Annotated in this window: 24 protein-coding genes; 6 read left to right on the forward strand and 18 right to left on the reverse strand. The window is 72.9% G+C overall.

Annotated features, from left to right (window positions below; translation table 11 throughout):
* Positions 1–172: 172 nt before the first annotated feature.
* Positions 173–442, reverse strand: coding sequence for a glutaredoxin family protein (locus ACMXN5_RS14230; protein WP_439675574.1), 270 nt, complete (start codon positions 440–442; stop codon positions 173–175).
* 140 nt (positions 443–582) lie between these two features.
* On the opposite strand from ACMXN5_RS14230, the gene ACMXN5_RS14235 reads away from it, so the two are divergent.
* From ACMXN5_RS14235 to ACMXN5_RS14245, 3 genes are all read left to right on the forward strand, one after another.
* Positions 583–1,488 carry an HAD family hydrolase gene (locus ACMXN5_RS14235; protein WP_439675575.1) on the forward strand — a complete coding sequence of 302 codons (906 nt, stop codon included), beginning with the start codon at positions 583–585 and terminating at the stop codon, positions 1,486–1,488.
* A 310-nt stretch (positions 1,489–1,798) separates the two neighbouring features.
* Positions 1,799–2,584 (forward strand): ECF subfamily RNA polymerase sigma factor, BldN family, encoded by a 786-nt coding sequence (locus ACMXN5_RS14240; protein ID WP_395793895.1) that lies wholly within the window; start codon positions 1,799–1,801, stop codon positions 2,582–2,584.
* 145 nt (positions 2,585–2,729) lie between these two features.
* Entirely contained in the window at positions 2,730–3,962 is a 1,233-nt protein-coding gene (locus ACMXN5_RS14245; protein WP_439675576.1) for a DUF5667 domain-containing protein, read from the forward strand.
* 97 nt (positions 3,963–4,059) lie between these two features.
* Here the strand turns inward: ACMXN5_RS14245 and ACMXN5_RS14250 are convergent, their stop codons facing one another.
* The 15 genes from ACMXN5_RS14250 to ACMXN5_RS14320 form a co-directional block, all read right to left on the reverse strand.
* Entirely contained in the window at positions 4,060–5,256 is a 1,197-nt protein-coding gene (locus ACMXN5_RS14250; RefSeq protein ID WP_439675577.1) for a lysophospholipid acyltransferase family protein, read from the reverse strand.
* Positions 5,249–6,283 (reverse strand): NAD-dependent epimerase/dehydratase family protein, encoded by a 1,035-nt coding sequence (locus ACMXN5_RS14255; RefSeq protein ID WP_379999129.1) that lies wholly within the window; start codon positions 6,281–6,283, stop codon positions 5,249–5,251. Before ACMXN5_RS14255 ends, ACMXN5_RS14250 begins: the two co-directional genes overlap by 8 nt.
* Before the next feature lie 1,325 nt (positions 6,284–7,608).
* Positions 7,609–7,707: a 30S ribosomal protein bS22 gene (locus ACMXN5_RS14260; RefSeq protein WP_012854759.1), complete on the reverse strand. Its 99-nt coding sequence runs from the start codon at positions 7,705–7,707 to the stop codon at positions 7,609–7,611.
* Positions 7,708–7,826: 119 nt separating this feature from the next.
* Positions 7,827–8,030, reverse strand: a complete 204-nt coding sequence (locus tag ACMXN5_RS14265; RefSeq protein ID WP_020549639.1) for a helix-turn-helix domain-containing protein — start codon at positions 8,028–8,030, stop codon at positions 7,827–7,829.
* 146 nt (positions 8,031–8,176) lie between these two features.
* Positions 8,177–8,995 (reverse strand): phosphatase, encoded by an 819-nt coding sequence (locus ACMXN5_RS14270; protein ID WP_439675578.1) that lies wholly within the window; start codon positions 8,993–8,995, stop codon positions 8,177–8,179.
* Between the two features lie 54 nt (positions 8,996–9,049).
* Positions 9,050–10,252, reverse strand: a complete 1,203-nt coding sequence (locus ACMXN5_RS14275) for an acetoin utilization protein AcuC (RefSeq protein ID WP_439675579.1) — start codon at positions 10,250–10,252, stop codon at positions 9,050–9,052.
* 32 nt (positions 10,253–10,284) lie between these two features.
* Positions 10,285–11,490, reverse strand: a complete 1,206-nt coding sequence (locus ACMXN5_RS14280; RefSeq protein WP_395793883.1) for an MFS transporter — start codon at positions 11,488–11,490, stop codon at positions 10,285–10,287.
* A gap of 102 nt (positions 11,491–11,592) precedes the next feature.
* Entirely contained in the window at positions 11,593–12,240 is a 648-nt protein-coding gene (locus ACMXN5_RS14285; protein WP_439675580.1) for an HAD family hydrolase, read from the reverse strand.
* Positions 12,237–13,046 carry a pyrroline-5-carboxylate reductase gene (gene proC, locus ACMXN5_RS14290; protein WP_439675581.1) on the reverse strand — a complete coding sequence of 270 codons (810 nt, stop codon included), beginning with the start codon at positions 13,044–13,046 and terminating at the stop codon, positions 12,237–12,239. The genes ACMXN5_RS14285 and proC overlap by 4 nt, the downstream gene beginning before the upstream one ends.
* Positions 13,047–13,162: 116 nt before the next feature.
* Positions 13,163–13,900: an ABC transporter permease gene (locus ACMXN5_RS14295; RefSeq protein ID WP_439675582.1), complete on the reverse strand. Its 738-nt coding sequence runs from the start codon at positions 13,898–13,900 to the stop codon at positions 13,163–13,165.
* On the reverse strand, positions 13,897–14,676 hold the full coding sequence (locus ACMXN5_RS14300; protein WP_439675583.1) for an ABC transporter ATP-binding protein: 780 nt from the start codon (positions 14,674–14,676) through the stop codon (positions 13,897–13,899). Before ACMXN5_RS14300 ends, ACMXN5_RS14295 begins: the two co-directional genes overlap by 4 nt.
* Before the next feature lie 161 nt (positions 14,677–14,837).
* On the reverse strand, positions 14,838–16,691 hold the full coding sequence (gene ilvD, locus ACMXN5_RS14305; protein ID WP_439675584.1) for a dihydroxy-acid dehydratase: 1,854 nt from the start codon (positions 16,689–16,691) through the stop codon (positions 14,838–14,840).
* 158 nt (positions 16,692–16,849) lie between these two features.
* Positions 16,850–17,482, reverse strand: coding sequence for a TetR/AcrR family transcriptional regulator (locus ACMXN5_RS14310; RefSeq protein WP_395793875.1), 633 nt, complete (start codon positions 17,480–17,482; stop codon positions 16,850–16,852).
* On the reverse strand, positions 17,475–18,290 hold the full coding sequence (locus ACMXN5_RS14315; protein WP_439678006.1) for a sugar phosphate isomerase/epimerase family protein: 816 nt from the start codon (positions 18,288–18,290) through the stop codon (positions 17,475–17,477). Before ACMXN5_RS14315 ends, ACMXN5_RS14310 begins: the two co-directional genes overlap by 8 nt.
* A gap of 230 nt (positions 18,291–18,520) precedes the next feature.
* Complete coding sequence (locus ACMXN5_RS14320) at positions 18,521–19,447, reverse strand: Ppx/GppA phosphatase family protein (RefSeq protein ID WP_379999108.1); 927 nt, start codon at positions 19,445–19,447, stop codon at positions 18,521–18,523.
* A 106-nt stretch (positions 19,448–19,553) separates the two neighbouring features.
* Between ACMXN5_RS14320 and ACMXN5_RS14325 the strand changes: the two genes are divergently transcribed.
* Positions 19,554–20,297, forward strand: coding sequence for a hypothetical protein (locus ACMXN5_RS14325; RefSeq protein WP_439675585.1), 744 nt, complete (start codon positions 19,554–19,556; stop codon positions 20,295–20,297).
* Between the two features lie 28 nt (positions 20,298–20,325).
* On the opposite strand, the gene ACMXN5_RS14330 is transcribed toward ACMXN5_RS14325, so the two are convergent.
* Entirely contained in the window at positions 20,326–21,954 is a 1,629-nt protein-coding gene (locus ACMXN5_RS14330; protein ID WP_439675586.1) for a hypothetical protein, read from the reverse strand.
* Between the two features lie 97 nt (positions 21,955–22,051).
* The gene (locus ACMXN5_RS14335; protein WP_439675587.1) at positions 22,052–23,584 is read right to left on the reverse strand and encodes a BACON domain-containing protein; all 1,533 of its coding nucleotides are present in this window, start codon (positions 23,582–23,584) and stop codon (positions 22,052–22,054) included.
* A gap of 133 nt (positions 23,585–23,717) precedes the next feature.
* Between ACMXN5_RS14335 and radA the strand changes: the two genes are divergently transcribed.
* A complete protein-coding gene (gene radA / locus ACMXN5_RS14340; protein ID WP_395793865.1) occupies positions 23,718–25,109 on the forward strand; it encodes a DNA repair protein RadA in 1,392 nt (463 codons plus the stop codon).
* Between the two features lie 350 nt (positions 25,110–25,459).
* Positions 25,460–26,569 carry a DNA integrity scanning diadenylate cyclase DisA gene (gene disA, locus ACMXN5_RS14345; protein ID WP_395793863.1) on the forward strand — a complete coding sequence of 370 codons (1,110 nt, stop codon included), beginning with the start codon at positions 25,460–25,462 and terminating at the stop codon, positions 26,567–26,569.
* Positions 26,570–26,582 lie beyond the last annotated feature (13 nt).

Consider the following 26,582-nt stretch of genomic DNA (forward strand, 5'->3'; position numbering starts at 1 on the left):
GAACTCGATCACATGAGGTGACTCGAGCATGGCCCGTGCGTAGTCGTGGTGACCGATCGCATCCACCTCCCCACCGTACGTGTCGGCGATTCGTCCCCCGGTCGGCCCCCTCCCCCGGCGAACGACCGACCCCGACCGCATCGGATCGACGCGGATCGACCCTCGGACCGACTCAGCCGCCGAGCGCCTTGCGCAGCCGCCGCTCGTCGACCCGCCAGAAATCGTGCTGTTTCCCGTCCACCAGAGTCACCGGGATCTGCTCCCAGTACTTGTGCTGGAGGTCCGCGTCCTGCGTGATGTCGACTTCGGTCCAGGCCACCCCCAGTTCCGCGGTCACCCGTTCGATCACGACCCGGGCGTCGTCACACAGGTGACAGCCGGGCTTGCTCAACAGCGTCACGGAGCGGGTCGCGGCGTCGGGGCGGCGGCGGAAAGGATTCACGTCCTCGATTGTCGCCCCATCGCGGGTCCACCGGGAGACCACCTCCCGGCCCGAGCCGGAGGCCGCGCTTCACCGATGGGGCGCGCACCCGCAAGACCGGCGCCACACGAGCGCAATACGGGCCTACTAGGCTCGACACCATGGTTTTCTTGCGCCGGCGACCGAGGACCGAGAACAACCACGACAACGCCGTGCGGGCCGGCGAGGCGGCGGCGGCCGCGGCGCAGGCGAGCGCCCCGGCACGCGCCCCGGGCGAGGCCGATGCGCCCGCCCGGATCGGTGCCGCGTTCTTCGACCTGGACAACACCGTCATGCAGGGCGCGTCGATCTTCCATCTGGCCCGGGGCCTGTACGCCCGCCGGTTCCTGACCACCCGCGACATAGCCCGGTTCGGCTGGCAGCAGGCCAGGTTCCGGCTCGGCGGGGAGCACATGGGGCACGTGGGCGACGCGCAGGAGAGCGCGCTGTCCTTCGCCAAGGGGCACACGGTCGAGGAGATCCGGGTGATCGGCGAGGAGATCTTCGACGAGTGCATGGCGGACAAGATCTGGCCGGGCACCCGGGCGCTGGCCCAGATGCACCTGGACGCGGGCCGCCAGGTCTGGCTGGTCACCGCCGCGCCGATCGAGATCGCCGACACCATCGCCGGCCGGCTGGGCCTGACCGGCGCGCTCGGCACCGTGCCCGAGACCCGCGCCGGCGTGTACACCGGCCGCCTGGTCGGCGAACTGCTGCACGGCGAGGCCAAGGCGGAGGCGGTCCGCGCGCTCGCCGCCCGCGAAGGGCTGAACCTGAGCGACTGCTCGGCCTACAGCGACTCGGCCAACGACATACCGATGTTGACCCTGGTGGGCGATCCCTGCGCGGTCAATCCGGACGCCCGACTGCGCCGCCACGCCCGGGCGCACGGGTGGCGCGTGAAGGACTACCGCACCGGCCGCAAGGCCGCCCGGATCGGCCTGCCGGCCGCCGCCGGGATCGGCGCCGTCGCGGGCGCGGTGGCCGCCGGAACCGCCGTTCGGCGGCGGGTGCCGACCCGGATCTGAGCGCCCCGTCCCGGCCCCGCACACCCCCCGCGACCTGCGGCGAGGGGGTCCGTTCGGGCTGCCCCGCGCCGCCCGACGAGCGGCGAGTTGTCCGCATATAGCACACCTGACACGCGACAACCCGACAAACACGCAAAGAGCACACATCAGCGGTCGATCCCGGTAGCTTCACAACGCCGATGGGCACACTTGGTATCCCTTCCTTTACTAAGCGTTATTCTCGATCGGCGCACAGCGGTATCCAAGTTCCCTACTATGGGTGATCGATTCCGCACCGAACGTAATTACCGCTGAAGCAACAGGGAGTCCCGTGCACCGAATCGTCCGGGTTGACGTGTCCGGGCTGGCGACACTGCGTGCGGCGGTGTGCGCGAGCTTTGCCCCCCCGTCCGTCGGTTTCGCCGCCACAGCCGGTTACGGCGCCGGTGTCTGTCGCGCGAGTTCGGCCGGGCCCGTGGGCCTCGCCCTCGCGGCGCGCGCCGGCACCACCGAACCGACCCGTCCCACCCGAGGCTCCGGCTACACCCGGGGCCCGGGTCCGGACGGCGAGGCCCGCCGCATCATGGCCCTCGTCGAACTCGCCCAGGACGGCGACGGCGACGCGTTCGCCCAGCTCTACGACAACTACTTCGACACCGTCTACCGGTACATCTACTACCGGGTCGGCGGTCGCGCCGTCGCCGAGGACCTGACCAGCGAGACCTTCCTGCGCGCGCTGCGCCGGATCGGCACCTTCACCTGGCAGGGTCGCGACTTCGGCGCCTGGCTGGTGACCATCGCGCGCAACCTGGTCGCCGACCACTTCAAGTCCAGCCGGTTCCGCCTGGAGGTCACCACCGGGGAGATGCTCGACGCCAACGAGGTCGAGTCCAGCCCCGAGGACTGCGTCCTCGAATCGTTGTCCAACGCGGCCCTGCTCGACGCCGTACACAAGCTCAACCCCCAGCAACAGGAATGCGTGACCCTGCGCTTCCTGCAGGGTCTATCGGTCGCGGAGACCGCACAGATCATGGGTAAGAACGAGGGGGCGATCAAGACGTTGCAGTACCGCGCCGTACGGACGCTCGCCCGTCTCCTGCCCGAGGACGTGCGGTGAATCACACTTCCGTAACCTTCGGGGTCCGCGGCTCGTTCTTCCCGATAGCGACCCCCTTCGGGGATCGTTGCGGCGGGGAGCCGCCCTGTGGCCCCCGACCCGGAGACTTCCCTGGACGGACATCCGGGGAGAGGAGGTGCGGCCTGTGAGCATTGCGGCCCTGGATCGGCGACCCGCGAGCGCCTTCGCGCGAGCCCTCGACGAGAACGACCGCGACAACCGATCGGCGGAGCCACTGCCCGCGCTGGTCCCGCTGCTGCGGACCGCCGAGAGGCTGCGCGAGCGGTCCTCGGCGGCACCCGTACCGAGCGCGGACTTTCGCACCGCGCTCCGGCAACGGTTGCTGGACGAGGCCGCGGCGCTGCCCGCGACCGAGGGGGCGGCCACCGTGCCGGCACCGCGCGGCGCGCATCGCCGTCGCGAGTCGCAGGCCCCGCCGCGCACCGTGCGCTGGCGGCGGCGGGCGGCGATCGCCGGTGCGTTCGTGGTGGTCACCGGCGGCGGTCTCGGCGGGGTGGCCTACGCCAGCTCCGACGCGCTGCCCGGCGACCTGACCTACGGCGTCAAGCGCACGGTCGAAGACTTCAAGATCTCGCTCGCGGACAACGACCACGAACGCGGCGAGCGTTACCTGCAACAGGCCGACACCCGGATGGGCGAGGCCGAACGGCTGCTCAGGCGGGCCGGGCGGAGCCCCGACAAGGACACCGTGCGGCATCTGCGGCAGGTGCTCGACGACTGGCGCGAGGAGGCCGACAAGGGCCGCGCGCTGCTCACCGACCACTTCCGCAAGAGCGGCAGCGACGGGTCGATGCGCAACCTGGCCGACTTCGCCCGCTCCGGCAACGAGCGCATGGAGCGGATCGGCGACCGACTCCCGCCGGAGCTGCACTCCGAGCGGGACCGGGTCCGCACGCTGCTCACCGCGATCAACGAGCAGGTCGCCCCGATCGCGGGCACTCCCGGCCGAAGTTCGGCCAAGCCCGGGACCGGTGGACACACCGACGGCGCACCGGCCGCGCCCGGTACCGCCCCGGGCGGCGCACCGGACACCGGCGGCCTGCCGCTCGTCCCGAGACTCCCGGGCCTGGGCGGCGGCGCGACCAACGGCGCACCGTCGCAGGGCGGCTCGACCACGACGGGCGGTGCCGCACCGCGACAGCAGCCGCAGCAGGACGGCGGCCTGCTGCCGGGGCTGAACATCCCGCTGCTCGGCGGCGCTCCGGCACAAAGCCCCTCCGACCGGTCCGACGGCTCCGGGGGCACCCCGGCGCCGGCGAAGACGCCCAAGGGTCAGATCCTCCCGCCCCTGCTGCCCGGCCTGCCGGGCATCGGGCTCAACCTGCTCGGCCCCGCCGAGGAGGAGCCACACAGCTGACCGCGCCGGTGGGCGACACCGAAGGCGGCGCGCGGACCACCGTCCACGCGCCGCCTTCGTGTTCCGGGTTCCGGAACCCGATCCATCGGAACCCGATCTAGAAGAAGACCGACCGCCGCTGCATCAGCAGCCGATAGATCGTGTGCTGGATGGTCTCGCGCACCTCGTCGGTCAGGTTGAACACGACCATCGGGTCGTCCGCCGCCTCCTCCGGATACGCGTCGGTGTGGATCGGCGCGCCGAACTCGATCCGCCACCGCGTCGGCAGCGGCACCAGGCCGAGCGGGCCGAGCAGCGGGAAGGTCGGGGTGATCGGGAAGTAGGGCAGGTTGAGCAGGCGCGCGAGGGTGCGCGCGTTGCCGACCATCGGGTAGATCTCCTCCGCGCCCACGATCGAGCACGGCACGATCGGCACCCCGGTGCGCAGCGCCGCGGACACGAAGCCGCCGCGCCCGAAGCGCTGGAGCTTGTACCGCTCGGCGAACGGCTTGCCCAGGCCCTTGTAGCCCTCGGGCCACACGCCGACCAACTCCCCCTTGCCGAGCAGCCGTTCGGCGTCGGCGTGGCAGGCGAGGGTGTGTCCGCTCTTGCGCGCCACCGAGCCCACCAGCGGCAGCTGGAAGACCAGGTCGGCGGCGAGCAGCCGCAGATTGCGCCGAGCGGGGTGGTGGTCGTGCACCGCCACCTGCGTCATCAGCGCGTCCACCGGCAGCGTGCCGGAGTGGTTGGCCACGATCAGCGCACCGCCCTCGGCCGGAATGTGCTCCAGGCCGCTGACCTCGATCCGGAAGTACTGCTCGTAGACCACCCTCAGCGCGGCCATCAGCTTGTCGTTGAGTTCGGGATCGAAGCCGAACTCGTCCACCTCGTACTCACCGGTGATCCGGCGGCGCAGGAAGGCCAGTCCGTCGGCGGCCCGATCCTCCCAGCCCGGTCCGGCCACGCCGTCGAGGAGTCCGGCGGCGGCACCGCCCACCACCCCGCCGATCGTGCCCGCGAGCGACCCGAACAACGAGCGCCCGGATCCCGGCGCGCGCCGAGGGCCGGCCTCGGCCGAGGCGGCGTCCGCGTCCGCCGGGGCCGTCTCGGCCGATCCCGGCTCGGCCGGCCGCGCGGATTCCGCCCGCTTTCGGCCCGGTCGCGCCTCGATCGATCGCACCGGCACCTCACCCTCGACCGGCTCGGGCACCCGGACCGCACGCGCGGCCCGGGTGGGCCGACGCCCCGACCGGGGCGCGGGCGGGCGCGCTCCGGAAGTGGCGCCGTCAAAGGGAATGATGCGGGCCTCACCCATCGGGGTTCCTCCTGGTGAGCAGCAGGTCGGCGAGTCGATCGGGCACCTGGGCCAGGCGCCTCGGGTCGAGCAGGCCGGTCGAACGACGACCCTCGGCATAGTCGGCGAACGTCTCGGCCGTACTCCTGGCCGCGACGAAGCCCAATTTCTCCCGGGCCCGCGCGGGGTCCACCACGCGCCCGTGGGTGAGCAGGCGCACCTGCTCGGCGGACAGGTGCACCGAACCCGCGCGCCGCAAACCCTGGTTGACCAGACCCACCGCCGCCGCCGGGAACGGCACCACCGGTCGGCCCAGTCGGCGCGCGGCCTGGGACAGGAACAGCACACCCTCGGCAGCGATGTTGTACGTGCCGGGCCGATCGGCGAGCATCGCGATCCGCAGCGCCTCGCGCAGGTCGTCCTCGTGCACGAACTGCAGGCGCGGATCGTAGCCGAGCAGCGTGGGCAACACCGGCAGCGCGAAGTAGGCGCCCATCGGCGAGTCGGTACGCGGCCCCAGCAGCGGCGCGAACCGCAACACGGTCACGGCGACATCCGGCCGGCGCCGGGCGAAGCCGCGCACGTAGCCCTCTATCTCGACGGCGTCCTTGGCCCACCCGGCCGAGGGCTGCACGCGCGGTTCGGTGTCCTCGGCGAACAGCGCGGGGTCGCGCGGCGAACCGCCGTAGACGGCGGTGGTCGAGCGCACCACCAGACGGCGGATCGACGGCGCCTTCTGGCACGCGGCGAGCAGCTGCATGGTGCCGATGACGTTGGTCTCCTTGATCGAGACCGCGCCGCCCCGAATCGGCGGCAGCTCGCTGGGACTCAGGTGCACCACGGTGTCCACCGCGGCCGAGGCGACCACCTTGGCGATCATCGGGTTGCGAATATCGGCGAGCACGAAGTCCACACCGGCCGGCTCCGAAACGGGCGCCACCATGTCGACCCCGATCACCCGGTCGACATCGGGCTCATCGCGAATCATCCGCACAAACCCGGCCCCAGGATCACCGGCAACCCCGGTAACCAGGACGACACGCCCCATCCTGCGTCCTCCCCAACCCGACCCGGCCCGCACCAAATCCACGACACACTCGGACCCCTACGGTAGGCGCACCCGAGCCACCAACTCCCAACGTAACCGTACGCACGCCCCACCAGCCCCCACCGGGCCACCCATTAACAAGCCATTCACAAACCCCACCCCCACAACCCACCCCCAAACCCCAAACCCAGCAACTCGGACCACCCCCAAATCACGAACCCGAAAAACACGGCCCCGAGCGCAGGGCCGGGACGCCGCCCCGGAAGGGCGCGGGCGCGGAGCGCCGGCCCGGAGCTCGGGGCGGCCGGAGCACGGGCTCGAAGCGCAGGCCGAGAGTGCGGGCCCGGAGCGCGGGCCCGGGGCACGGGCTCGGAGCACGGGGCCGGGGCACGGGCTCGGAGCACGGGGCCGGGGCACGGGCTCGGAGCGCGCGGGAAGCGCCAGCCCGGGGCTCGGGGCCGGGGCTCGGGGCCGGGGCACGGGCTCGGAGCACGGGGCCGGGGCACGGGCTCGGAGCACGGGGCCGGGGCACGGGCTCGGAGCACGGGGCCGGGGCACGGGCTCGGAGCGCGCGGGAAGCGCCAGCCCGGGGCTCGGGGCCGGGGCTCGGGGCCGGGGCACGGGCTCGGGGCGCGGGCGCGGAGCGCGGGGTCGGGGCGCGAGCTCGGGGCACGGGCTCGGAGCGTGCGGGAAGCGCCGGCTCGGGGCCGGAGCGCGGGGCACGGGCGCGGAGCGCCGGCCCGGAGCTCGGGGCGGCCGGAGCACGGGGCGGCCGGAGCACGGGCTCGAAGCGCAGGCCGAGAGTGCGGGCCCGGAGCGCGGGGCGGGGCGCGGGGCCGGGGCACAGGCTCGGAGCATGCGGGAAGCGCCAACCCGGGGCGCGGGGCCGGGACGCGGGCTCGGAGCACCGGCCCGGGGCGCGAACCCAGGGCGCAGGTTCGGAGCGCGGGTTCGGGGCTCGAACCCAGGGCGCCGAACCCGGGGCACGAACTCGGGATGCCGGCCCCCGGGCGGGGGCCCGGGGCGGTGGGCTCAGAGCGAACTCGGAGAGCGGAACCCGAGCCTTCGAACCCTGGTTCCGAACGCGAAGCGTCGGACCCGAGCCTCCCGACCCGGAGCACCGGACCCGAGGCGCCGGGGCCAAGGCGCCGGGGCCAAGGCGCCGGGCCCGGCCCCGCGGCACGGCGGCCGCGGCGCGAACCCGGCGCGTCCATCCCCCCGCGCGCGCACGCGCCCGAACGCACGGCGACCGCCCGTCGCGCCCCCGGAACGGGAGCGTGGCGGGCGGTCGCCCAAGGCTTCAGCGGCGCAAGCCGGTGGGATGCCTACTTCTTGTTGCGACGCTGCACACGCGTCTTCTTGAGAAGCTTGCGGTGCTTCTTCTTCGCCATGCGCTTGCGACGCTTCTTGATGACAGAGCCCACCGACAACCCTCGCTCACGTGACGTTTCTACCGCGCGGAGCCGGATCAGCCCGCACAACTGGGGGTCAGCCTACTCGCCGCCCCGGCCCACCTCTAAACGAGGCGGTCCGTAATGCCCCCCTACGCTGTTTCCACGTAGGAGTCTCGCAGGTAGTCGTGGACGGCCTGCTCCGGAACTCGGAAGGACCGACCAACCCTGATGGCCGGCATCTCGCCACTGTGGACCAGGCGATACACCGTCATCTTGGACACCCGCATCACCGCGGCCACCTCGGCCACAGTCAAGAAGTTGACCTCGTTGAGAGGCCTCTCTCCAGAAGCCATGACGCACCGAACCATTCAGCACGCGTCGGGCGCCGGCTTCCCCTCCGGCGACTGCCACACGCACGTGCGTCCCTCCAGAGTAGTGGCGTGTGGTACCAGTGGGGAAGAGGAGTAGTTATCCCACCTGAATCGCCCATCAGGCTGCTTTACCGATCGATTCCGGACAGTCCGGACCGATCGAGCACATACGCCATGACCGGTTCGTACAGGTGTGGCGCCACGTTGTCGTCCAGCGGGACGACCACCTCGACCCGCCCCTCCTCCGCCGCCACGAACAGCGCGGGGTCGTTGCAGTCCGCGAGGCCGATCGCCGCAATCCCCGCCTGACCTGCGCCTCCGACCCAGCCGTGGTCCCCGATCAACAGATCCGGCAGCGGCTCGGACCGGGCCGCCAACTCGGCCAGCATCGCCCGGACCCCACGCGCGGAGTGGGTGTGTCGGAAATCTCCCGCGTCGTCCACCACCATCGCCACGTCGCCCCGATACCGGATCGCGCGACCCTGCCCGCCCTCGGCCGTGGGCGTGCGATAGCTCCACCCGGCGGCGGGGCGCAGGAGCGTACACCCCGCCTCGCGCAACACGCGCGCCAGCGTGCGGTACCAATCGCCTAGGCCGTTCGGGTGGCCCGTGGCCACGATCACCCGCTCACGACGCTCGGCGGCGAGCGCGATCCGGTCCGCGTACGCGTCCAGCGCGGCCACGGTCAGGTCCGGATCGATGGTGTCCTGCCCGCTGCGGTGGGCCGGGTCGGCCACCACTCCGCAACGGCGCACCATCAGCGCGAGTACGTCGTCCGCGGTCCACCGGCCGTCCGGCTCCAGGCCGAACAGATGGCCGGGATGCCGCTCGCTCATCAGTCGGTAGTGCCGGAGGTTGTTCTCCCTCGTGGTCGCCACGTCGCCGGCGATCCGGCCGCGCACGAGATGGGAGCGAAGCTCCGAGGGGGTGGGAACCGCAACGGTCACGCACAGCTCCTTGGGTCACGGGTCGGGGTCACCGCAGGCGTCGGGACCACCGGGTCACAGGTCGAACATCGGGTCGAGGCCGTGCGCCGGGAAGACCGCCCGCCGGGTGGCCAGAATCGATTGGTCGGTGCGGTCCGCCGGGTCGTAGCCGGTGGAGAACGGCCGAAAATCGCCGGTCCCGCCGTCGGTCATCCGGTGCGGACCGGTCTGGCGGGTGAGCATCCGGACCTCCTCGCGCCAGTCGAGCGGCACCTCGCGGGTGGGCTCGATGGCATGGCCGGCCGCCTCCGCCACCAGGTGCGTCCACGAGCGCGGCACCACGTCGATCGTCGCGTAGCCCCCGCCGCCGGTGGCTATCCAGCGCCCGCCGGCGTGTTCGTGGGCGAGCGCGTGCAGCGCGGCGTGTGCCGTGCGCTGCGCGTCGAGGCTCAGCGCGAGGTGGGCCAGCGGATCGTCCACGTGGGTGTCCGTACCGTGCTGGCTGACCAGCACGTCGGGGCGGAAGTCCGCGAGCAGCGGGGGCACCACGGCGTCGAACGCGCGCAACCACGCGGCGTCGGCGATGCCGGGTGGCAGCGCGACGTTGACCGCGAAGCCCTCGGCGTCCGGCCCGCCGATCTCGCTCGCGAAACCGGTGCCCGGGAACAGGAAGCGCGGGCTCTCGTGCAGGCTGATCGTGAGCACGCGCGGGTCGTTCCAGAACGCCCGCTGCACACCGTCGCCGTGGTGGACGTCGATGTCCACGTACGCGACCCGCTCGGCGCCGAGTTCGAGCAGGCGCGCGATCGCGAGCGCCGGGTCGTTGTAGATGCAGAACCCGCCCGCGGCGTCGGGCATCGCGTGGTGCAGCCCGCCCGCGAAGTTGATCGCGTGGTCCGCCCCGTCGGGGTGTTCCGGCCCGCGCCACACCGCCTCGGCCGCGGCGATCGAGGCGCCCGCGATCAGCGCGGACACCTCGTGCATCCCGGCGAAGGCGGGGGTGTCCTCGGTGCCGAACCCGAACGTTCCGTCGGCGATCCCGGGGTCGAGGGAGGCGGCGCGCACGGCGGCGGTGTACACGTCGGTGTGCACCATGGCCAGGTCCGCGTCGGTCGCCGACTTCGGGCTGCGCACCCGCAGTTCGGGGAGGGTGTGCAGGCCGAACGCGCGGATCAGGTCGATGGTCAGGCGCAGCCGGACGGGGTTCATCGGGTGCCACGATCCGAAGTCGTACCCGGTCATCCCGTCGTCCCACAGCACGTGCACCGCTCGACTCATGCGGTCACGCTACCGCCCGGGTCGGCTCCCGATCATCGGTCGTGAGCGGGTTCACCGTGCGGGGCGAAGGCGCGGGCGAGCGGCAGTACGGCGAGCACCAGGAACAGCGGCACGAGCATCGCCAGGCGGAACGAGGCCAGGTCGGCGATCCCGCCCACGAGCGGGGTGCCGATCAGGAAGCCGACGTAGTTGAAGATGTTGAGCCGGGCGACCGCCTCGTCGGCGTCCTCCGGCGACTGCCGACCGCCCGCGGCGAAGGTCTGCGGGACCAGTACGCACAGCCCCACGCCCAGGATCACGAAGCCGAGCAGGCCCACCGCGGCGTGCGGGGCGGCGAGTACGACCGCGAAGCCGGCCGCCGCGACCACCGCGCCGCCGCGGACCACCTCGACCATGCCCCAGCGGCGCACCGCGAGGTCGCCGACGCTGCGGCCGACGAGGGTGGTGACCATGTACGCGATGTAGGGGACCACCGCGAACGCCTCGGAGCTGTCCAGCACCTTCTCCAGGTAGACCGCGCTCCAGTTGGCCACCGTCGAGTCGCCGATGTAGGCGAACGTCATGACCAGGCACAGCGGGATCAGCGGACGCCAGGGCAGGGTGCGGCGGGGCCGCTCCGGGTCGGCGGCCACGACCTGCGGCGCGTCGTCCGCGCGCAGGTAGCCGGGGCCGACCACGAGCAGGGCCGGCACGGTGAGCGCGGCGGCGCCCGCGTACATCGCGACCAGCGGCACCCCGCCCCACGCGCACAGTCCGGCCACGCCCGCCCCGGCCAGGCCGCCGAGGCTGTACGACGCGTGGAAGCCGAGCATGATGCTGCGCCCCGCGCGGGCCTGGATCGCCACGCCCTGCATGTTCATCGTGGCGTCCACCGCGCCCAGGGACAGCCCGAACACGAAGAGCACGATCGCCAACTGCCAAAGCCCGTCCCCGGCGCCGACCCCGATCAGGGTGGCGCAGACAATCGGCTGGGACACCCGCAGCACGGTACGACTGCCGAACCGCCGGGCCAGGGCGCCCGCGATCACGCTGCCCACGCCCGCGACGATCGGCACCACGGAGAGCACCGCGGTGAGCGTGCCGTCGCCCATGTCGTAGCGGCGCTGGATCGCCGGGATCCGGGTGACGAGCAGCGCGAAGGACGCGCCCTGGATCAAAAAGCACGCGAGCAGGCTGAACCGCGCACGGCGCAGCGTCTCGTCCTTGGCCGACCCGGCGGCCGGTTCTCTCACCCGCATGGGCGAGCACGCTACCGACGGGTCACTTCCACGGACAGGGGCCGAGGAGATCTTTTGATGAACCGTCAGATTCGCCGACCGGACAAAACCCGGCGAAATCCGTCAAATGCCCAATAGTCCCGGCAGCTCGACCATGTCCTTGAACAGCGCGTCGGCGTCCGCGAGCCGTTCCGCCGGCGTCATCGCGGCGTGGCCGTACACGGTCATCCCGGCCGCCCGCGCGGCCTCGACCCCCAGCGGGCTGTCCTCGACCACCACGCAGCGCGCGGGATCGACGCCCATGGTCGCCGCCGCGTGCAGGAACAGGTCCGGCGCGGGTTTGCCCCGGGCGACGTCCTGGCTGCTGAAGATCACCGATTCGGGGAAACGCCCGATCAGCCCGGTGCGGGTCAGCGCGAGCCGGATCCGCTCATGCGTGCCGGAGGAGGCCAGGCAGTACGGCACGCCCGCGGCGTCCAGCGCGGCCAGCACGTCGACGACCCCCGGCACCGCTTCGAGCTCGGCCCGGAATCCGGCGAACACCCGCTCGTGGTAGACGTGATCGAAGTCCTCGGGCAGCGTGACGCCGTCCCGCTCGCGGACGATCGTGTGCACCCGGGCCATGGTGCCGCCGAGGTAGTCACGCAGCGAGTCCTCGTAGGCGGTGGGCACGCCGAGTTCGGTGAGCAGCGTGGCGAGCACCCGGTTGGCGATCGGCTCGCTGTCCACCAGCACGCCGTCGTTGTCGAACAGGACCAGCCCCGGCCTCACGACAGGCCCTCGGCGATCTCCTGGGAACGGTTGCTCGCGGCCTCCAGGGCGGCGAGCAGCGCGGCACGCACGCCGTGGTTCTCCAACTCGCGGATCGCCGCGATCGTGGTGCCGGCCGGCGAGGTCACCGCCTCGCGCAGCAGCGTGGGGTGCTCGCCCGAGTCGCGCAGCATCACCGACGCGCCGATCGCGGCCTGCACGATCAGGTCGTGCGCGGCGGCGCGCGGCAGGCCGAGCAGGATGCCGGCGTCGGTCATCGCCTCGACCAGGAAGTAGAAGTAGGCCGGCCCCGAGCCGGACAGCGCGGTGACCGCGTCCTGCTGCTTCTCCGGGACCCGGATGGTCTTGCCGACCGATCCGAAGATCTCCTCGACCCGCTCCAGGTGCGCCTCCGTGGCGTGCGCGCCGCCGGAGATCGCGCTCATCCCCTCGTCCACGAGCACGGGGGTGTTGGACATGACGCGCACCACGGGGGTGCCCGTGATCAGGCGGGCCTCCAGGAACTTGGTGGTGATGCCCGCCGCGCCGCTGACCACGAGCCGGTCGGCGGGTACGTGCGGGGCCAGTTCGTCCATCAGCACGCCCATGTCCTGCGGCTTGACGGTCAGGATCAGGATGTCGGCGGCCTTGGCGGCCTCGGCGTTGCTCACCGCCTCGACGCCGTAGCGGCGGCGCAGGTCCTCGGCCCGTTCGGCGCGACGGGTGGTGACGAGGAGGTCGTCGGGGCTCTTGCCCGCCCGGATCATCCCGGACAACAGCGCTTCACCGATTTTCCCGGTGCCGACGACGGCGACCCGCTGAGCCATGGCCCCACACTTTCTCGCGTTCCTGGTCCGTCAGGGGCACGCCCGGTGCCCACGATGGCCACCGTACGGTACGTACACGTGTCCGAGGGTGGGCCTTCGCGCGGGTTCCGGGCCGCTCAGGGGGTGCGTCGGCGCAGGGTCAGCGCCCCGAGCCCGAGTGCGGCGAGCACACAGCCGGCGATCACCGCGACATCGCGCAGCAGCAGGCCGGAGACCTCGTGCTCGGTGGAGAGCCGGGTCATCGCGTCCACCGCGTAGGACAGCGGAAGCACGTCGGAGACCGCTTCGAGCACCGGCTGCATGCGATCGCGCGGCACGAACAGCCCGCACAGCAGGAATTGCGGCAGGATCACCGCGGGCAGGAACTGCACCGCCTGGAACTCGGTGTCGGCGAACGCGCTCACCAGCAGGCCCAGGGCCATCCCGAGCAGCGCGTTCAGGACCGCGACGCACAGGATCAGCCAGGTCGGCCCGACCACGTCCAGATCGAGCAGTCCGATCGCGAGCCCGGTGGCCACCGCCGCCTGGAGCACCGCGACGATCCCGAACGCGAGCGCGTAGCCGCCGATCAGCTGCATCTTGCCGATCGGCATGGTGAGCAGCCGCTCCAGCGTCCCGGTCGAGCGCTCGCGCAGCGTGGCCACCGAGGCGACCAGGAACATCACCACGAACGGGAAGATCCCCAGCAGGGGCCCGCCGATGTGGTCGAACTGCTGCGGCCGGTCGTCGTAGAGCCAGTACAGCAGCGTGAGCAGCACACACGGCACCAGGAGCATCAGCGCGACGGTGCGCGGGTCGTGCCGCAACTGGCCGAGCACCCGGCGGGCGGTGGCGGTGGTGGCGGTGCCGGTCATGACGCGCTCCTCGGGGCCGATGCGGTCGCGGCGGTCGATGCGGCCGGTTCCGGCTCGGCGGCGGCGTCGACCAGCGCCAGGAAGGCCGCCTCCGCGTCCCGGGTCCCGGTGCGGGCGAGCAGCGCCTCGGGGGTGTCGTCGGCCAGCAGCGCGCCGTCGCGCAGCAGCAACAGCCGCTCGCAGCGCTCGGCCTCGTCCATCACATGGCTGGACACGAGCAGCGTGACGCCGCCGGCCGCGAGCCGGTGGAACAGACCCCACAGGTCGCGGCGCAACACCGGATCCAGGCCCACCGTCGGCTCGTCCAGAACCAGCAGCTCCGGCGTCCCGAGCAGCGCGGCGGCCAGCGACACCCGGGCCCGCTGCCCGCCGGAGAGCCGGGCCACCGCGGCGTCCTGCCGATCGGTCAGGTCCACCTCGCGCAGCACCCGGTCGAGGTCGTCGGCCGAGGCGCCGAGGAGTCGGCCGAAGTAGCGCAGGTTCTCCCGCACGGTCAGATCCGCGTACACCGACGGCGCCTGCGTCACATAGCCGATCGCGCTGCGCAGCCGCCGATGCCCGGCGGGCAGCCCGAGCACGTCCAGCCGCCCGCTCACCCGCGCCTGCACGCCGACGATCGCCCGCATCAGCGTGCTCTTGCCGCATCCGCTCGGTCCGAGCAGCCCGGTGACACTCCCGCGCGGCACGGCGAACGAGACGTCGTCGAGCACCACGCGCCCGCCGCGCACGACCCGCAGCCCTTCGGCTCGGATCGCGTCCTCGCCATAATTCATCATGTGTTGAATATGCGCTTCCCCCCAAGCGCCGTCAAGCGATTCCCGACGATTTCCCCCAGGCGGCAACGGGGGCGACCGTGTGGGCCGATCGACCCCGTGAGCCGAAAGGGGCGCCCCGGCCGCAGCCGGGACGCCCCTTCGAAAACGTGCTGCGCGACGCGTCAGTCGAACAGCGACACGTCCCGCACCGCGCCCTTGTCCGCGCTGGTGGCCATCGCCGCGTACGCCTTCAGCGCCGTGCTGACCACCCGCTCGCGCTTCGCCGGGCGGTACTTGCCCAGGTCGTGCAGCAGGCGCTCGCGCCGCTCGGCCAGCTCCTCGAAGGAGACCTCCAGCTCGATCCGGCGGTTGGGGATGTCGATGGTGATGATGTCGCCGTCGCGCACCAGCGCGATCGCCCCGCCGGCCGCCGCCTCGGGCGAGACGTGCCCGATGGACAGCCCCGAGGTACCGCCGGAGAAGCGCCCGTCGGTGATCAGCGCGCACTTCGCGCCGAGCCCGCGGCCCTTGAGGAACGACGTCGGGTACAACATCTCCTGCATGCCCGGGCCGCCCTTGGGGCCCTCGTAGCGAACCACCACCACGTCGCCCTCCTTGACCCGCTTGGTCAGGATGGCGTCGACCGCCTCCTCCTGCGACTCGACCACCACGGCCGGGCCGGAGAAGGTCCAGATCGACTCGTCCACGCCGGCGGTCTTGACCACGCAGCCCGCCTCGGCGAGGTTGCCGTACAGGATGCCCAGGCCACCGTCGCGGCTGTACGCGTGCGCCACGTCGCGGATGCAGCCCGAGGCCACGTCCAGGTCGAGCGAGTCCCAGCGCTCCGACTGGCTGAACGCGGTGGCCGAGCGCACGCAGCCCGGGGCCGCGTGGAACAGCTCGACCGCCTCGGCCGAGGGCGAACCGCCGCGCACGTCCCAGGTCTTGAGCCATTCGGCGAGCGAGTCGGCGTGCACCGAGGTGACGTCCTCGTGCAGCAGCCCCGCCCGGTACAGCTCGCCGAGCAGCGCCGGCACGCCGCCCGCGCGGTGCACGTCCTCCACGTGGTACGGCGCGTTGTTCGGCGCGACCTTCGCCAGGCACGGCACCCGGCGCGAGAGCGCGTCGATGTCGGCCATGGTGAAGTCCAGCTCGGCCTCCTGCGCGGCGGCGAGCAGGTGCAGGATCGTGTTGGTCGAGCCGCCCATCGCGATGTCCATCGCCATCGCGTTCTCGAACGCCTGGCGGGTGGCGACGTTGCGCGGCAGCACGCTCTCGTCGTCCTGCTCGTAGTAGCGCTTGGTGATCTCCACGATCGTGTGGCCCGCGCCCTCGTACAGTGCCTTGCGCGCGGTGTGCGTGGCCAGCACCGAGCCGTTGCCCGGCAGCGCCAGGCCCATCGCCTCGACCAGGAAGTTCATCGAGTTGGCGGTGAACATGCCCGCGCACGACCCGCAGGTCGGACACGCGGCGTCCTCGATGCGCTCCAGGTCCTCGTCGGAGACCTTGTCCGACGCGGAGTCGGCGATCGCGGTGATCAGGTCCAGGTGCGGACGCACCCGACCGTCCACCATCACCGCGGTGCCGGCCTCCATCGGACCGCCGGAGACGAACACGGCGGGGATGTTCAGCCGCAGCGCGGCCATCAGCATGCCGGGGGTGATCTTGTCGCAGTTGGACACGCACACGATCGCGTCGGCCTGGTGCGCGTTGACCATGTACTCGACCGCGTCGGCGATCAGCTCGCGCGAGGGCAGCGAGTAGAGCATGCCCGAGTGGCCCATCGCGATGCCGTCGTCGACGGCGATCGTGTTGAACTCGCGCGGGATGCCGCCGGCGGCGGAGATCGCCTCGGAGACGATCCGGCCGACGGGCTGGAGGTGGGTGTGCCCCGGTACGAACTCGGTGAAGCTGTTGGCGACCGCGATGATCGGCTTGCCGAAGTCCGCACGCTTGACGCCTGCGGCCATGAGGAGCGCGCGAGCGCCCGCCATTTCGCGACCGTGGGTGACCGTCCGAGACCTGAGTTGCGGCACTGCACACACCCTCTCAGCAATTCACCGGTGGATCCGGGTGCTTTCGAGCTTACGTCCGCGGCCGGGAACGACGGCGCGGCCGTCCACGATGCGACCGTCGGCGCACCCCGGGCGCCGGGCCGGCCGGGCCGTCGTGCCCGTGGGCGCGCGGTGGTCGGTCAACCGTTCAGGTGGCGCTGGAGGATCGGCGCGAGCCGGCGGACGAGTTCGGCCGCCGGCGTCGAGGCGATCGGCTCCAGGCACACCACGTAGCGGGTCAGCGCGACCCCGAGCAATTGGCTCACGCACAGATTCGCGCGCAGTGCCGCGTCCGGGCCGCCGATGCCCTCGGCCAGGCGCGTGGTCAACTCCGCGCCGATGAACTCGCGAAAAGCCGGATTGCCGCCCCCGTCCAGCACCACGGTGCGCAGGATGGCCAACAGCCGAGTACCGGTGTCCGGCTGTTCCCACAACGCCACGAACGACTCGGCCAGCCGCTCGCCCGCCTGCTCGACACCGTGCGCGAACACCGTGCCGACCAGTGTCGCGGGGTCCAGCGGCAGGTCCATGGCCGCGATGAACACCCGGTCCTTAGAGCCGAAGTAGTGGTGCACGAGAGCGGGATCCACCCCGGCGCCGCGGGCGATCGCCCGGACCGACGCGCCCGCGTAGCCGCGCGCGGCGAACTCGGTGCGGGCCGCCTCCAGGATCCCGGTCCGGGTCCGCGAGGCGTCCCCGCGCCGACCGGGCGGCCGGCCCGGACCGCGCCGCCGGACGTCGGGCGCGTCGGCGGCGGTCTTCGGGTCAGCCATGCCGGCGCTCCGCCCCGGCCTCGGCCGCCAGGTGCAGCCGGGTGTACGCCAACGCCTCGGCGAGGTCGGCCTCGCGCTCGGCGCGGCTGCCGCACCGGCGGGTGTTCACCTCCAGCACGACCGCGCCGGCGAACGAGGTGCGGGCCAGGTGCTCCAGGACTTCCGCGCACGGCTGGGTGCCGCGTCCGGGCACCAGGTGCTCGTCCTTGAGCGAGCCGCTGCCGTCGGCCAGGTGTACGTGCCCGAGCCGGTCGCCCATCCGGGCCAGCATGTCCAGCGCGTCCGAGCGCGAGGTCGCGGTGTGCGACAGGTCGAGGGTGAAGTGCCGGTAGTCCTCGTCGGCGGGGTCCCAGTCCGGCGCGTACGCCGCGACCTCCTTGTCCCGATAGCGCAGCGGGAACATGTTCTCCACCGCGAACAGCACGTCGGTCTCGCCGGCCATGCGCTCGATGCCGCGCACGAAGTCGCGGGCGTAGCTGCGCTGCCAGCGAAACGGCGGGTGCACCACGACCGTGTGCGCGCCCAGCCGCATCGCCGCGTCCCGCGCGCGCACCAGCTTGGCCCACGGGTCGGTGCCCCACACCCGCTGGGTGATCAGCAGACAGGGCGCGTGCACGGACAGGATCGGCATCGCGTGGTGGTCGGACAACCGGCGCAGCGCCTCGATGTCCTGGCTGACCGGATCGGTCGAGACCATCACCTCGACGCCGTCGTAGCCGAGCCGGGCCGCGATCTCGAAACCGTCCGCGGTGGACTCGGGGTACACGGAGGCGGTGGACAGGGCGATCTTGGCGTCGGGCACCCGCAACACCGCGTCCGGCACGCGTGCCGCGACCGGGTCGGACCCCGTACCCGTGAGTATGTCGTGGTCGGCCACGTCGCCCAGAGTAGAACCATCGAAGGCCGGATCGACCTCGTCCCGCCGCATCGGCGCGTCCGATCCGAACCGAATCGCCACCCGACGCCCCGTCCGGCTCGACCTCATCGGCCCCGATCAGCCGGATTCGTCCCGACCCGAGGCGTCGCCGCCGGTGGGCCTCAGTCCATCCAGTCCAGCCGGCGCAGGATGATCCCCTCGCGCAGCGCCCACGGGCATATCTCCAACGTGTTCACGTCGAACAGGTCCAACGCGGCGTCGGCCACTATGGCGCCCGCCACCAGCTGCGGCGCGCGTCCCACCGACACCCCGGGCAGCGCGGCCCGCTCGGTCGCGGTCATCGTCGCCAGCCGGGGCAGCCAGTCGGCCAGCCCGGTCCGGCTCAGCGAACGTTTGACGTAGGGGCCCTCCCCCGAGGACGGCGCGCCGGCGATCCGGGCGAGCTGCTTGAACGTCTTGGACGTGGCCACCACGTGGTCGGGTCGGCCGAGTCGGCTGAACTCGGCGACCGTGCGGGCGATCTCGGCCCGCACGTGCTTGCGCAGCACCCGTACCTCGTCCGCCGTGGGCGGGTCGGTGTGCAGCCAGTTCCGGGTCAGCCGGCCCGCGCCCAGCGGCAGCGAGGCGGCCGCGTCCGGCTCCTCGTCCACGCCCGCCGCGATCTCCAGCGAGCCGCCGCCGATGTCCAGGACGAGCAGCCGACCGGAGGACCAGCCGAACCAGCGGCGCACCGCCAGGAAGGTCAGCCGGGCCTCGTCCGCGCCGGTGAGCACCTGGAGGTCCACCCCGGTCTCGCTCCGCACCCGGTCGAGCACCGCCTCGGAGTTGGCCGCCTCGCGCACCGCCGAGGTGGCGAACGGCAGCAGGTCCTCGACGCCCTTGTCCTCGGCCACCTCGAGCGCCGCCGCCATCGTGCGGACCAGCAGATCTATCCCGTGCGGGGCGATGCTCCCGTCCGGCTCCAGCAGCTCGGCCAGGCGCAACTCGCGCTTGTGCGAGTACGCGGGAAGGGGCCGAGCACCCTGATGGGCGTCGACCACGAGCAGGTGGACCGTATTCGAGCCCACGTCGAGAACACCGAGTCGCATGGTGACGAAGGTAATCCGTCGACCCGGGCGGGTGAGCGGGGGCGTTCCCTCGCTTGCCACGCCTTTGCCGAACCGGACATCCCGCCCGGCGCTCTACGCTGGTGGTGTGCCTGAGGTAGACCTGGATTTTCCGCGTGCTTGGTTCGAGTTTCCCGACCCCGACGACGCCGATCAGCTGTTCCGCTGCGATTTGACCTGGTTGACCTCGCGCTGGCAGTGCATCTTCGGTGCCGGCTGCCACGGCGTGGTGGCCGGGCGGGCGCCCGACGGGTGTTGTTCGCTGGGCGCGCACTGGTCGGACGAGGACGACGAGAAACGGGTGCTGGGCTGGGCCGAACGGCTGACCCCGCAGACCTGGCAGTTCCACGACCTGGCCGCCGAAAAGGGGGTCAGCGAGTTCGAGGACGGCGACAAGCGCACCCGGCTGGTCGACGGGGCGTGCGTGTTCCTGAACCGGCCCGGCTTCGCCGGCGGTGCCGGGTGCTCGCTGCACGCGCTCGCACTGCGCGAGGGTGTGCATCCGCTGGAGACCAAGCCGGACGTGTGCTGGCAACTGCCGGTGCGGCGGACCTACGACTGGATCGACCGCCCGGACGAGACGCGTGTGCTGATGGTGACGATCGGCGAGTACGACCGCCGGGGCTGGGGCCCGGGCGGCCACGACCTGCACTGGTGGTGCACCGGGAGCACCGAGGCGCACGGCGCGGGCGAGCCGGTGTACGAGTCCTACGGGCCGGAGCTGCGCGAGCTGATGGGCGAGGCGGCCTACGCGGTCCTGGTCGAGGCGTGCCGGGCCCGGCTGGCCGGCGGTCGGCCGATCGCGCCGCATCCGGCGGATCCGGTCGACTGACCGGGGCTCGGCCCGGAGCGGGCCCGGCTCAGCCGCCGGCGGCCGGGCTGCCGCTCGGCGGCGGCGTGCTCGCGGGCGCGCTGGTCGGCGGCGGGCCCGACGAGGCCGGGTCGCCGGTGCGGCCCTCGATGGTGACCACGGTGCCGCCCGGCTCGATCACCACCTTGGCCGACCACGACCCCCGGGGCGCCTTCGCGGCGACGACCGAGATCGTGACGGTGTCCTCCTGGCCCGGCGCGAGCGTGCCGTGCGGTCGGCTCAGGCGCAGCCAGGCCGCCCCGGTCCGGGCCTGCCAGTCGACCGGGACCGCGCCGACGTTGCGCAGCGTGATCACGGTGCGGTCGCCGGTGTGGCCGGCCCTGACCAGCGGCGGCACGGGGGCGGGGTCGCCGGGCGGCGGCACGAACACGACGCCCGGCGCGATCGGGTCCGGCGGCGTCACGGGCGGCGCGACGGCGGCCGGCGCCGAGCCGCGTCCGTGCGACGGGCCGCCGACACCGGGCCGCACGGCGGTCGCGGCCGGGGAGGCCGTCGGCGCGTCGGGCACGTTCGGCACGGTCCCGTCGGCGGTGTCCACGTGCGCCGACGCGATGGTGACCACCCTGGTGGTCGGCCCGGCGGCCGACCCGCCGGAGGCCTGCCACAGGGCCAGCGCGGGCGCGGCCACCACGGCGGCCACCACGACCGCCGCGATCACCGTGGCCCGGCGCCGATTGCCGCGCTCGACCACCCGGGCCCGAAAGACCGGGAAGCCGGCCCGGTCGAACTCGGCGACCCGGCGGGCGAGCTCCGGCGGCCGCTGGGCGGAGCGACCCTTGCCCACCTCGCCCAGCACCTCGATCCGCAGCGTCGCGGGCGGGGCGACCAGCGCGAGGGCGACCGGCGCCGCCGCGGCGCCCGTGGTCGGCGCGAGCAGCGTCGCCGCGCGGCGCACGTGCGGCCCGCACCGCCGACACGTCTCGACGTGCGCGATCAGTCGTTCGCGCAGCGCCGAGGTGAGCCGCCCGGTGGCCAACTCCTGACCCTCGGGGCAGCCGTGCGAGGCCTCGGCCCCCGCGACCGCCGCCCGGGTCCGGTCCACCTCGCGACCGGCGCACAGGAGCAGGCTGCGGGCGTGCTGCTCGTCACAGCCGAGCACGGCGGCCAGGCCGCGCGGATCGAGCCCGTGCCGGACCGACAACTCCAGTGCCTCGCGCCGCTCCGGCGCCAGTCCCACCGCGTCGGGCCAGGCGAGTTCGTCCAGGTCGCCGCGCCGCCCGGGGACGCGCCCGGCCTCGGTGCCGGGGAACAGGTCGGTCGGCTCGTCGGCGCCGCCCGCCAGCGGCGGCAGGCTGCGCTCGTGCGCCCACACCACCCGTACGTCCTCGGGCCGGGCGGGCCCGGTGCCGACCCGCACGTGGGCGTCGAGGCGGACCAGGCACTCGTAGCGGGCGAGCGCGTACAACCACGGTTTGAGCAGATCCAGGTCCGGCAGTCGGCCGATGTGACGGTCGGCGAGCACGAACGTGCTGCGGAGGGATTCCGCGGCCGCCCGATGATCGCGCAGCACCGACAGGCAGTAGGTGTAGAGCCCTTCGGCGTAGGCGTCGTAGGCGGCGCGTCCCCACGAAAGCACCGCGGCGGGGGCCGATGCCCGGCCGGTTACCGAATCCGTCACGTTCGTGAACGTAGGTGTCGGAGAGCCGTCGACTCAGGCGATTTGCACTTTCATACGCCTTTCGAGGTCGACAATCATACTTTCGAGTGAATATCCGTCACCTTTGACCGAATTCCTTCGTCGCGCCTCCATGCGACGCCGGTCCTCCGGTGACCGTCAGCGAAACACCGGTCGGATTCGCCGAAACGGACACTGCCCACGTGGTGGCCGGTGCCCTGTCCGGATTTGCCGAGATCGTGATCGATATCGACTGGCCGTTGGCCAGTGTGCCGGCGTGCGAACTCATCGTGAGCCAGTCGTTTTCCGAGACCGCCAGCGACCAGGTGACCGGCCCGCCGGTCGCGGTGAGCCGGACGGTCTGCGCGGCGCCGTCCGCGCCGAGGTCCACCGTCGAGCGGGACCAGGACAGGGTGCCCGGCGCCGCCGGATTGCCCTCGTCGGTGCCGCCCGATCGGGGAAGGGTCGCCGACCCGCCCGCGAGCGGGGCGCCGGCGTTCGTCGAGGGTTTGGCACTTCGGCTCGTCCGCGCGGTCGGCTTCGCGGCGGCGGCCCGGGTGCTCGGCGCCGAGGTCGGCACCGCCCGCGTCGTCGACGGCGCGGACGCGGTACTCGGGACCACACTCGCCGCGGCGGCCGGCGGCTCGGCCGGATGCAGCGCCGGCGGTCGTTCCGGGAGCGGCGCCGTACTCAGCGCGATCGGCACGTCGTGCTCGGCCCCGGGCCGCACCAGCACCGCCGTGCCAAGCACCAGCGCGACGGCCGTCGCACACGCGGCCACCACCGGCACCCGCGACCTCGGCCGACCCGTGCCCCTCGGAAAGCCGCTCCGCTCCACCGGATCCACCGGATCCACCGGATCCACCGGTTCGGCCGCGCCGTCCGCGCGCAGCGCCATCCGGATCGCGTACGGCGCGTTGGCCGCCCCGCCGCCCGCGAGCAGCGCCCGCGCCTCCACCGGCCCCGGGCGCAGCGCCACGCAGTCCGGGCAGGAGTCGACGTGCAGGTGCAGCGGTTGCCGCAGCCCCGCCTCGACCGCGGCCCCCGCGTCCGGCAGCAGCAGCGCGAGTTCGGGACAGTCCCGCCGCGCGTGCGTGGCCACCGCGTACACCGCGAGCGCCTGCTCGAACTGCGCCGGTCCGCGCGCCAGCAGCCGCGCCGCCCGCCGCTCGGACACGCCCAGCACGTCGGCCACTTCGGCGTCGCTCAGACGGTGCCGCGCCGACAGGTCCAAGGCGATCCGCTCGTCCTCGTCGACCGCCCACAACGCGTACGGCACCAGCGGCGCCAACCGGCGTCGATCGGGCACCGACCACCCCGCGCCCCCCGCGGCCAGGACCTGCTCGACCACCCCGGGACCGGGCCGCTCCACCGCCGCCCGCTCGGCCACGACCCGCACCAGCGCGTACAACAGCGCCCGGCTCCGGCGCGGGTCGCGCAACGCGCGGATCCGCTCCGGCGCGAGCGCCAGCGCCTCGCGCACCACCCGCTCGGCGACCCGGGGCGGGTACCCGAGCGCCACGCAGAAGCCGAACAACGCGTCACCGTGGGCGTCGTACAACGCCACCGCGTCGGGCATCGCGCCCGTTTCGTCCGTCGTCCCGGATTCCCGCACCGCACCGTCCCCCACCATGCCGCCACACGGTAGGCACAACGCCCGACCGCCACCATCGCTTTGCCCACCCGGTGACAGGATCAAGACATTCCGCCCGTGCTCGATCCCGGCCCCGCCTCCATTGTCGGCGCGGGCCGTTACGGTTCCTGGCATGGCCAGGACCACCACGAAGGATCGCCCGTCGTATCGCTGCACCGAGTGCGGCTGGACCGGGCCGAAATGGCTGGGCCGCTGCAACGAGTGTCACGCGTGGGGCACGGTCGAGGAGTTCGGCGCCCCCAAGGCCCGTTCGATCGCCGCCGGGCCGGTCACCACCGCGGCGCTGCCGATCGGCCGGATCGACGTGCAGCAGGCCCGGTTCCGCCCGACCGGCGTCGACGAGTTGGACCGCGTGCTCGGCGGCGGCCTGGTCCCGGGCGCGGTCGTACTGCTCGCGGGCGAGCCCGGCGTCGGCAAGTCCACCCTGCTGCTCGACGTGGCCAGCAAGTCCGCGTCGCCGGCCGCCCGCACCCTCTACATCACCGGCGAGGAGTCGGCCGCCCAGGTCCGTCTGCGCGCGGGTCGGATCGGCGCGCTCAACGAGGAGCTCTACCTCGCCGCCGAGACCGACCTCGCCGCGCTGATCAGCCACGTCGACGCGGTCAAGCCCGCCCTGCTCGTGGTCGACTCGGTACAGACCATCGCCTCGCCCGCGATCGACGGCGCGCCCGGCGGCGTGTCGCAGATCCGCGAGGTGACCGGCGCGCTGATCCGCATCGCCAAGGAACGCAACATCGCCACCGTGCTGGTCGGCCACGTCACCAAGGACGGCTCGATCGCCGGCCCGCGCCTGCTGGAGCACCTGGTCGACGTGGTGCTGCACTTCGAGGGCGACCGACACGCCCGACTGCGCCTGGTCCGCGCGATCAAGAACCGCTACGGCACCGCCGACGAGGTCGGCTGCTTCGAACTGCACGACGAGGGCATCACCGGCCTGACCGACCCCAGCGGCCTGTTCCTGACCCAGCGCGCCGAGCCGGTCTCCGGCACCTGCGTCACGGTGACCCTGGAGGGCAAACGGCCCCTGGTAGTCGAGGTCCAGGCGCTGGTGGCCCCGTCCCAGATCCCCACTCCGCGACGGGCCACCTCGGGCCTGGACTCGGCCCGGATCGGCATGGTGCTCGCGGTCCTGGAGCGGCGCGGCGGAGTGCGCCTGGAGAAGACCGAGATCCACACCGCCACCGTCGGCGGCGTCAAGCTCACCGAACCGGCCGCCGACCTGGCCGCGGCGCTGGCCCTCGCGGGCGCCGCCGCCGACCACCCGCTGCCGGCCAAACTGGTCGCGGTCGGCGAGGTCGGCCTCGCGGGCGAGATCCGCCGCACCACCGGCGTACAGCGGCGGCTCGCCGAGGCGTTCCGGCTCGGCTTCACACACGCCCTGGTGCCGCCCGATCCCGGCAAGATCCCCAAGGGCATGAAGGTGATCGAGGTGGCCGACATCCGCGAGGCGCTGCGCGCGTTCAACCTGGTCTCCGCACGCGAGCGCCGGGACGACCGCACATGATCGGCGGGGCCCGCCGACCGGGCCCGCGACACCCTCCCCCGCGCGCCCGGCCCCGCTCCCGGGCACCGTCCGGCAACTTTCCGGGTGCCCCGAGGAGTGACCATGTGTCGCCTCGGACATACTCGACACGCGGAGCGGCGCGCGCGACCCGTGCCGAAACACGGCTTCGAGTCGGTTGCGGCGACCGGTCGGCGGCCGGGAGGCACTAGACTTTTCCACCGATCTTCCGACGTAGCGGCCGACCTGTGTCGTCCGCAGGTCCTGAGGCGCTCCCGGCCGTGCATACCGGAGCAAATGCCCGGGTGACGGCCGATGGCCGGCCGAGGATGGCAACGACCACGGGGAGTTCTGTGGCTACGAATGACCGGACCGACAAGGGCACGAGTGCCGACGCGGCTCTCGTGAGGGCCGCGCTGCAGTCCGTGGCCCCGGGCACCGCCCTGCGCGACGGCCTGGAGCGCATCCTCCGGGGCAACACGGGCGGCCTGATCGTGCTGGGTTTCGACAAGACGGTGGAGGCGCTGTCCACCGGCGGCTTCGTGCTCGACGTCGAGTTCTCCGCGACCCGGCTGCGCGAGCTGTGCAAGCTCGACGGCGGGGTGGTGGTCGACCGCGAGTGCACGAAGATCGTCCGGGCGGGCGTGCAACTCGTCCCGGATCCCTCGATCCCGACGGAGGAGACCGGCACCCGGCACCGCACCGCCGAGCGGGTCAACAAGCAGACCGGCTACCCGGTGGTCTCGGTGAGCCAGTCCATGCGCCTGATCGCGCTCTACGTCAACGGTCGGCGGCACGTCCTGGAGGACTCGGCGGCAATCCTGTCCCGGGCCAACCAGGCGCTCGCCACGCTGGAGCGCTACAAGCTGCGCCTCGACGAGGTGTCGGGCACGCTGTCCGCCCTGGAGATCGAGGACCTGGTCACCGTTCGCGACGTGTGCGCGGTGTCCCAGCGGCTGGAGATGGTGCGCCTGATCGCCCGCGAGATCGACGGCTACGTCACCGAGTTGGGGGTCGACGGCCGGTTGCTCTCGCTGCAACTCGAAGAGTTGATCGCGGGTGTCGAGGACGACCGCAAGCTGGTCGCCCGCGACTACGTGCCGGAGCGCGCGATCAAGCGCGGCCGGACCGAGGCCGACGTGCTCGACGAACTCGACGGCCTGGCCCACGCCGATCTGCTCGACCTGCAGACGGTGGCCCGCGCGCTCGGCTTCACCTCGGGCCACGAGGTCCTCGACTCGGCGGTCAGCCCCCGCGGCTTCCGACTGCTCGCCAAGGTCCCTCGGCTCCCACCGGTGGTGATCGAGCGGCTCGTGGAGCACTTCGGCGGCCTGCAGAAGCTGCTCGCGGCCAGCGTGGACGACCTCCAGGCGGTGGACGGCGTGGGCGAGGCCCGGGCCCGCAGCGTCCGCGAGGGCCTGTCCCGCCTCGCCGAGTCCTCGATCCTGGAGCGCTACGTCTGACCGCTCGGCGGTG

Source organism: Embleya australiensis, from assembly GCF_051903075.1.
GTDB lineage: Bacteria > Actinomycetota > Actinomycetes > Streptomycetales > Streptomycetaceae > Embleya.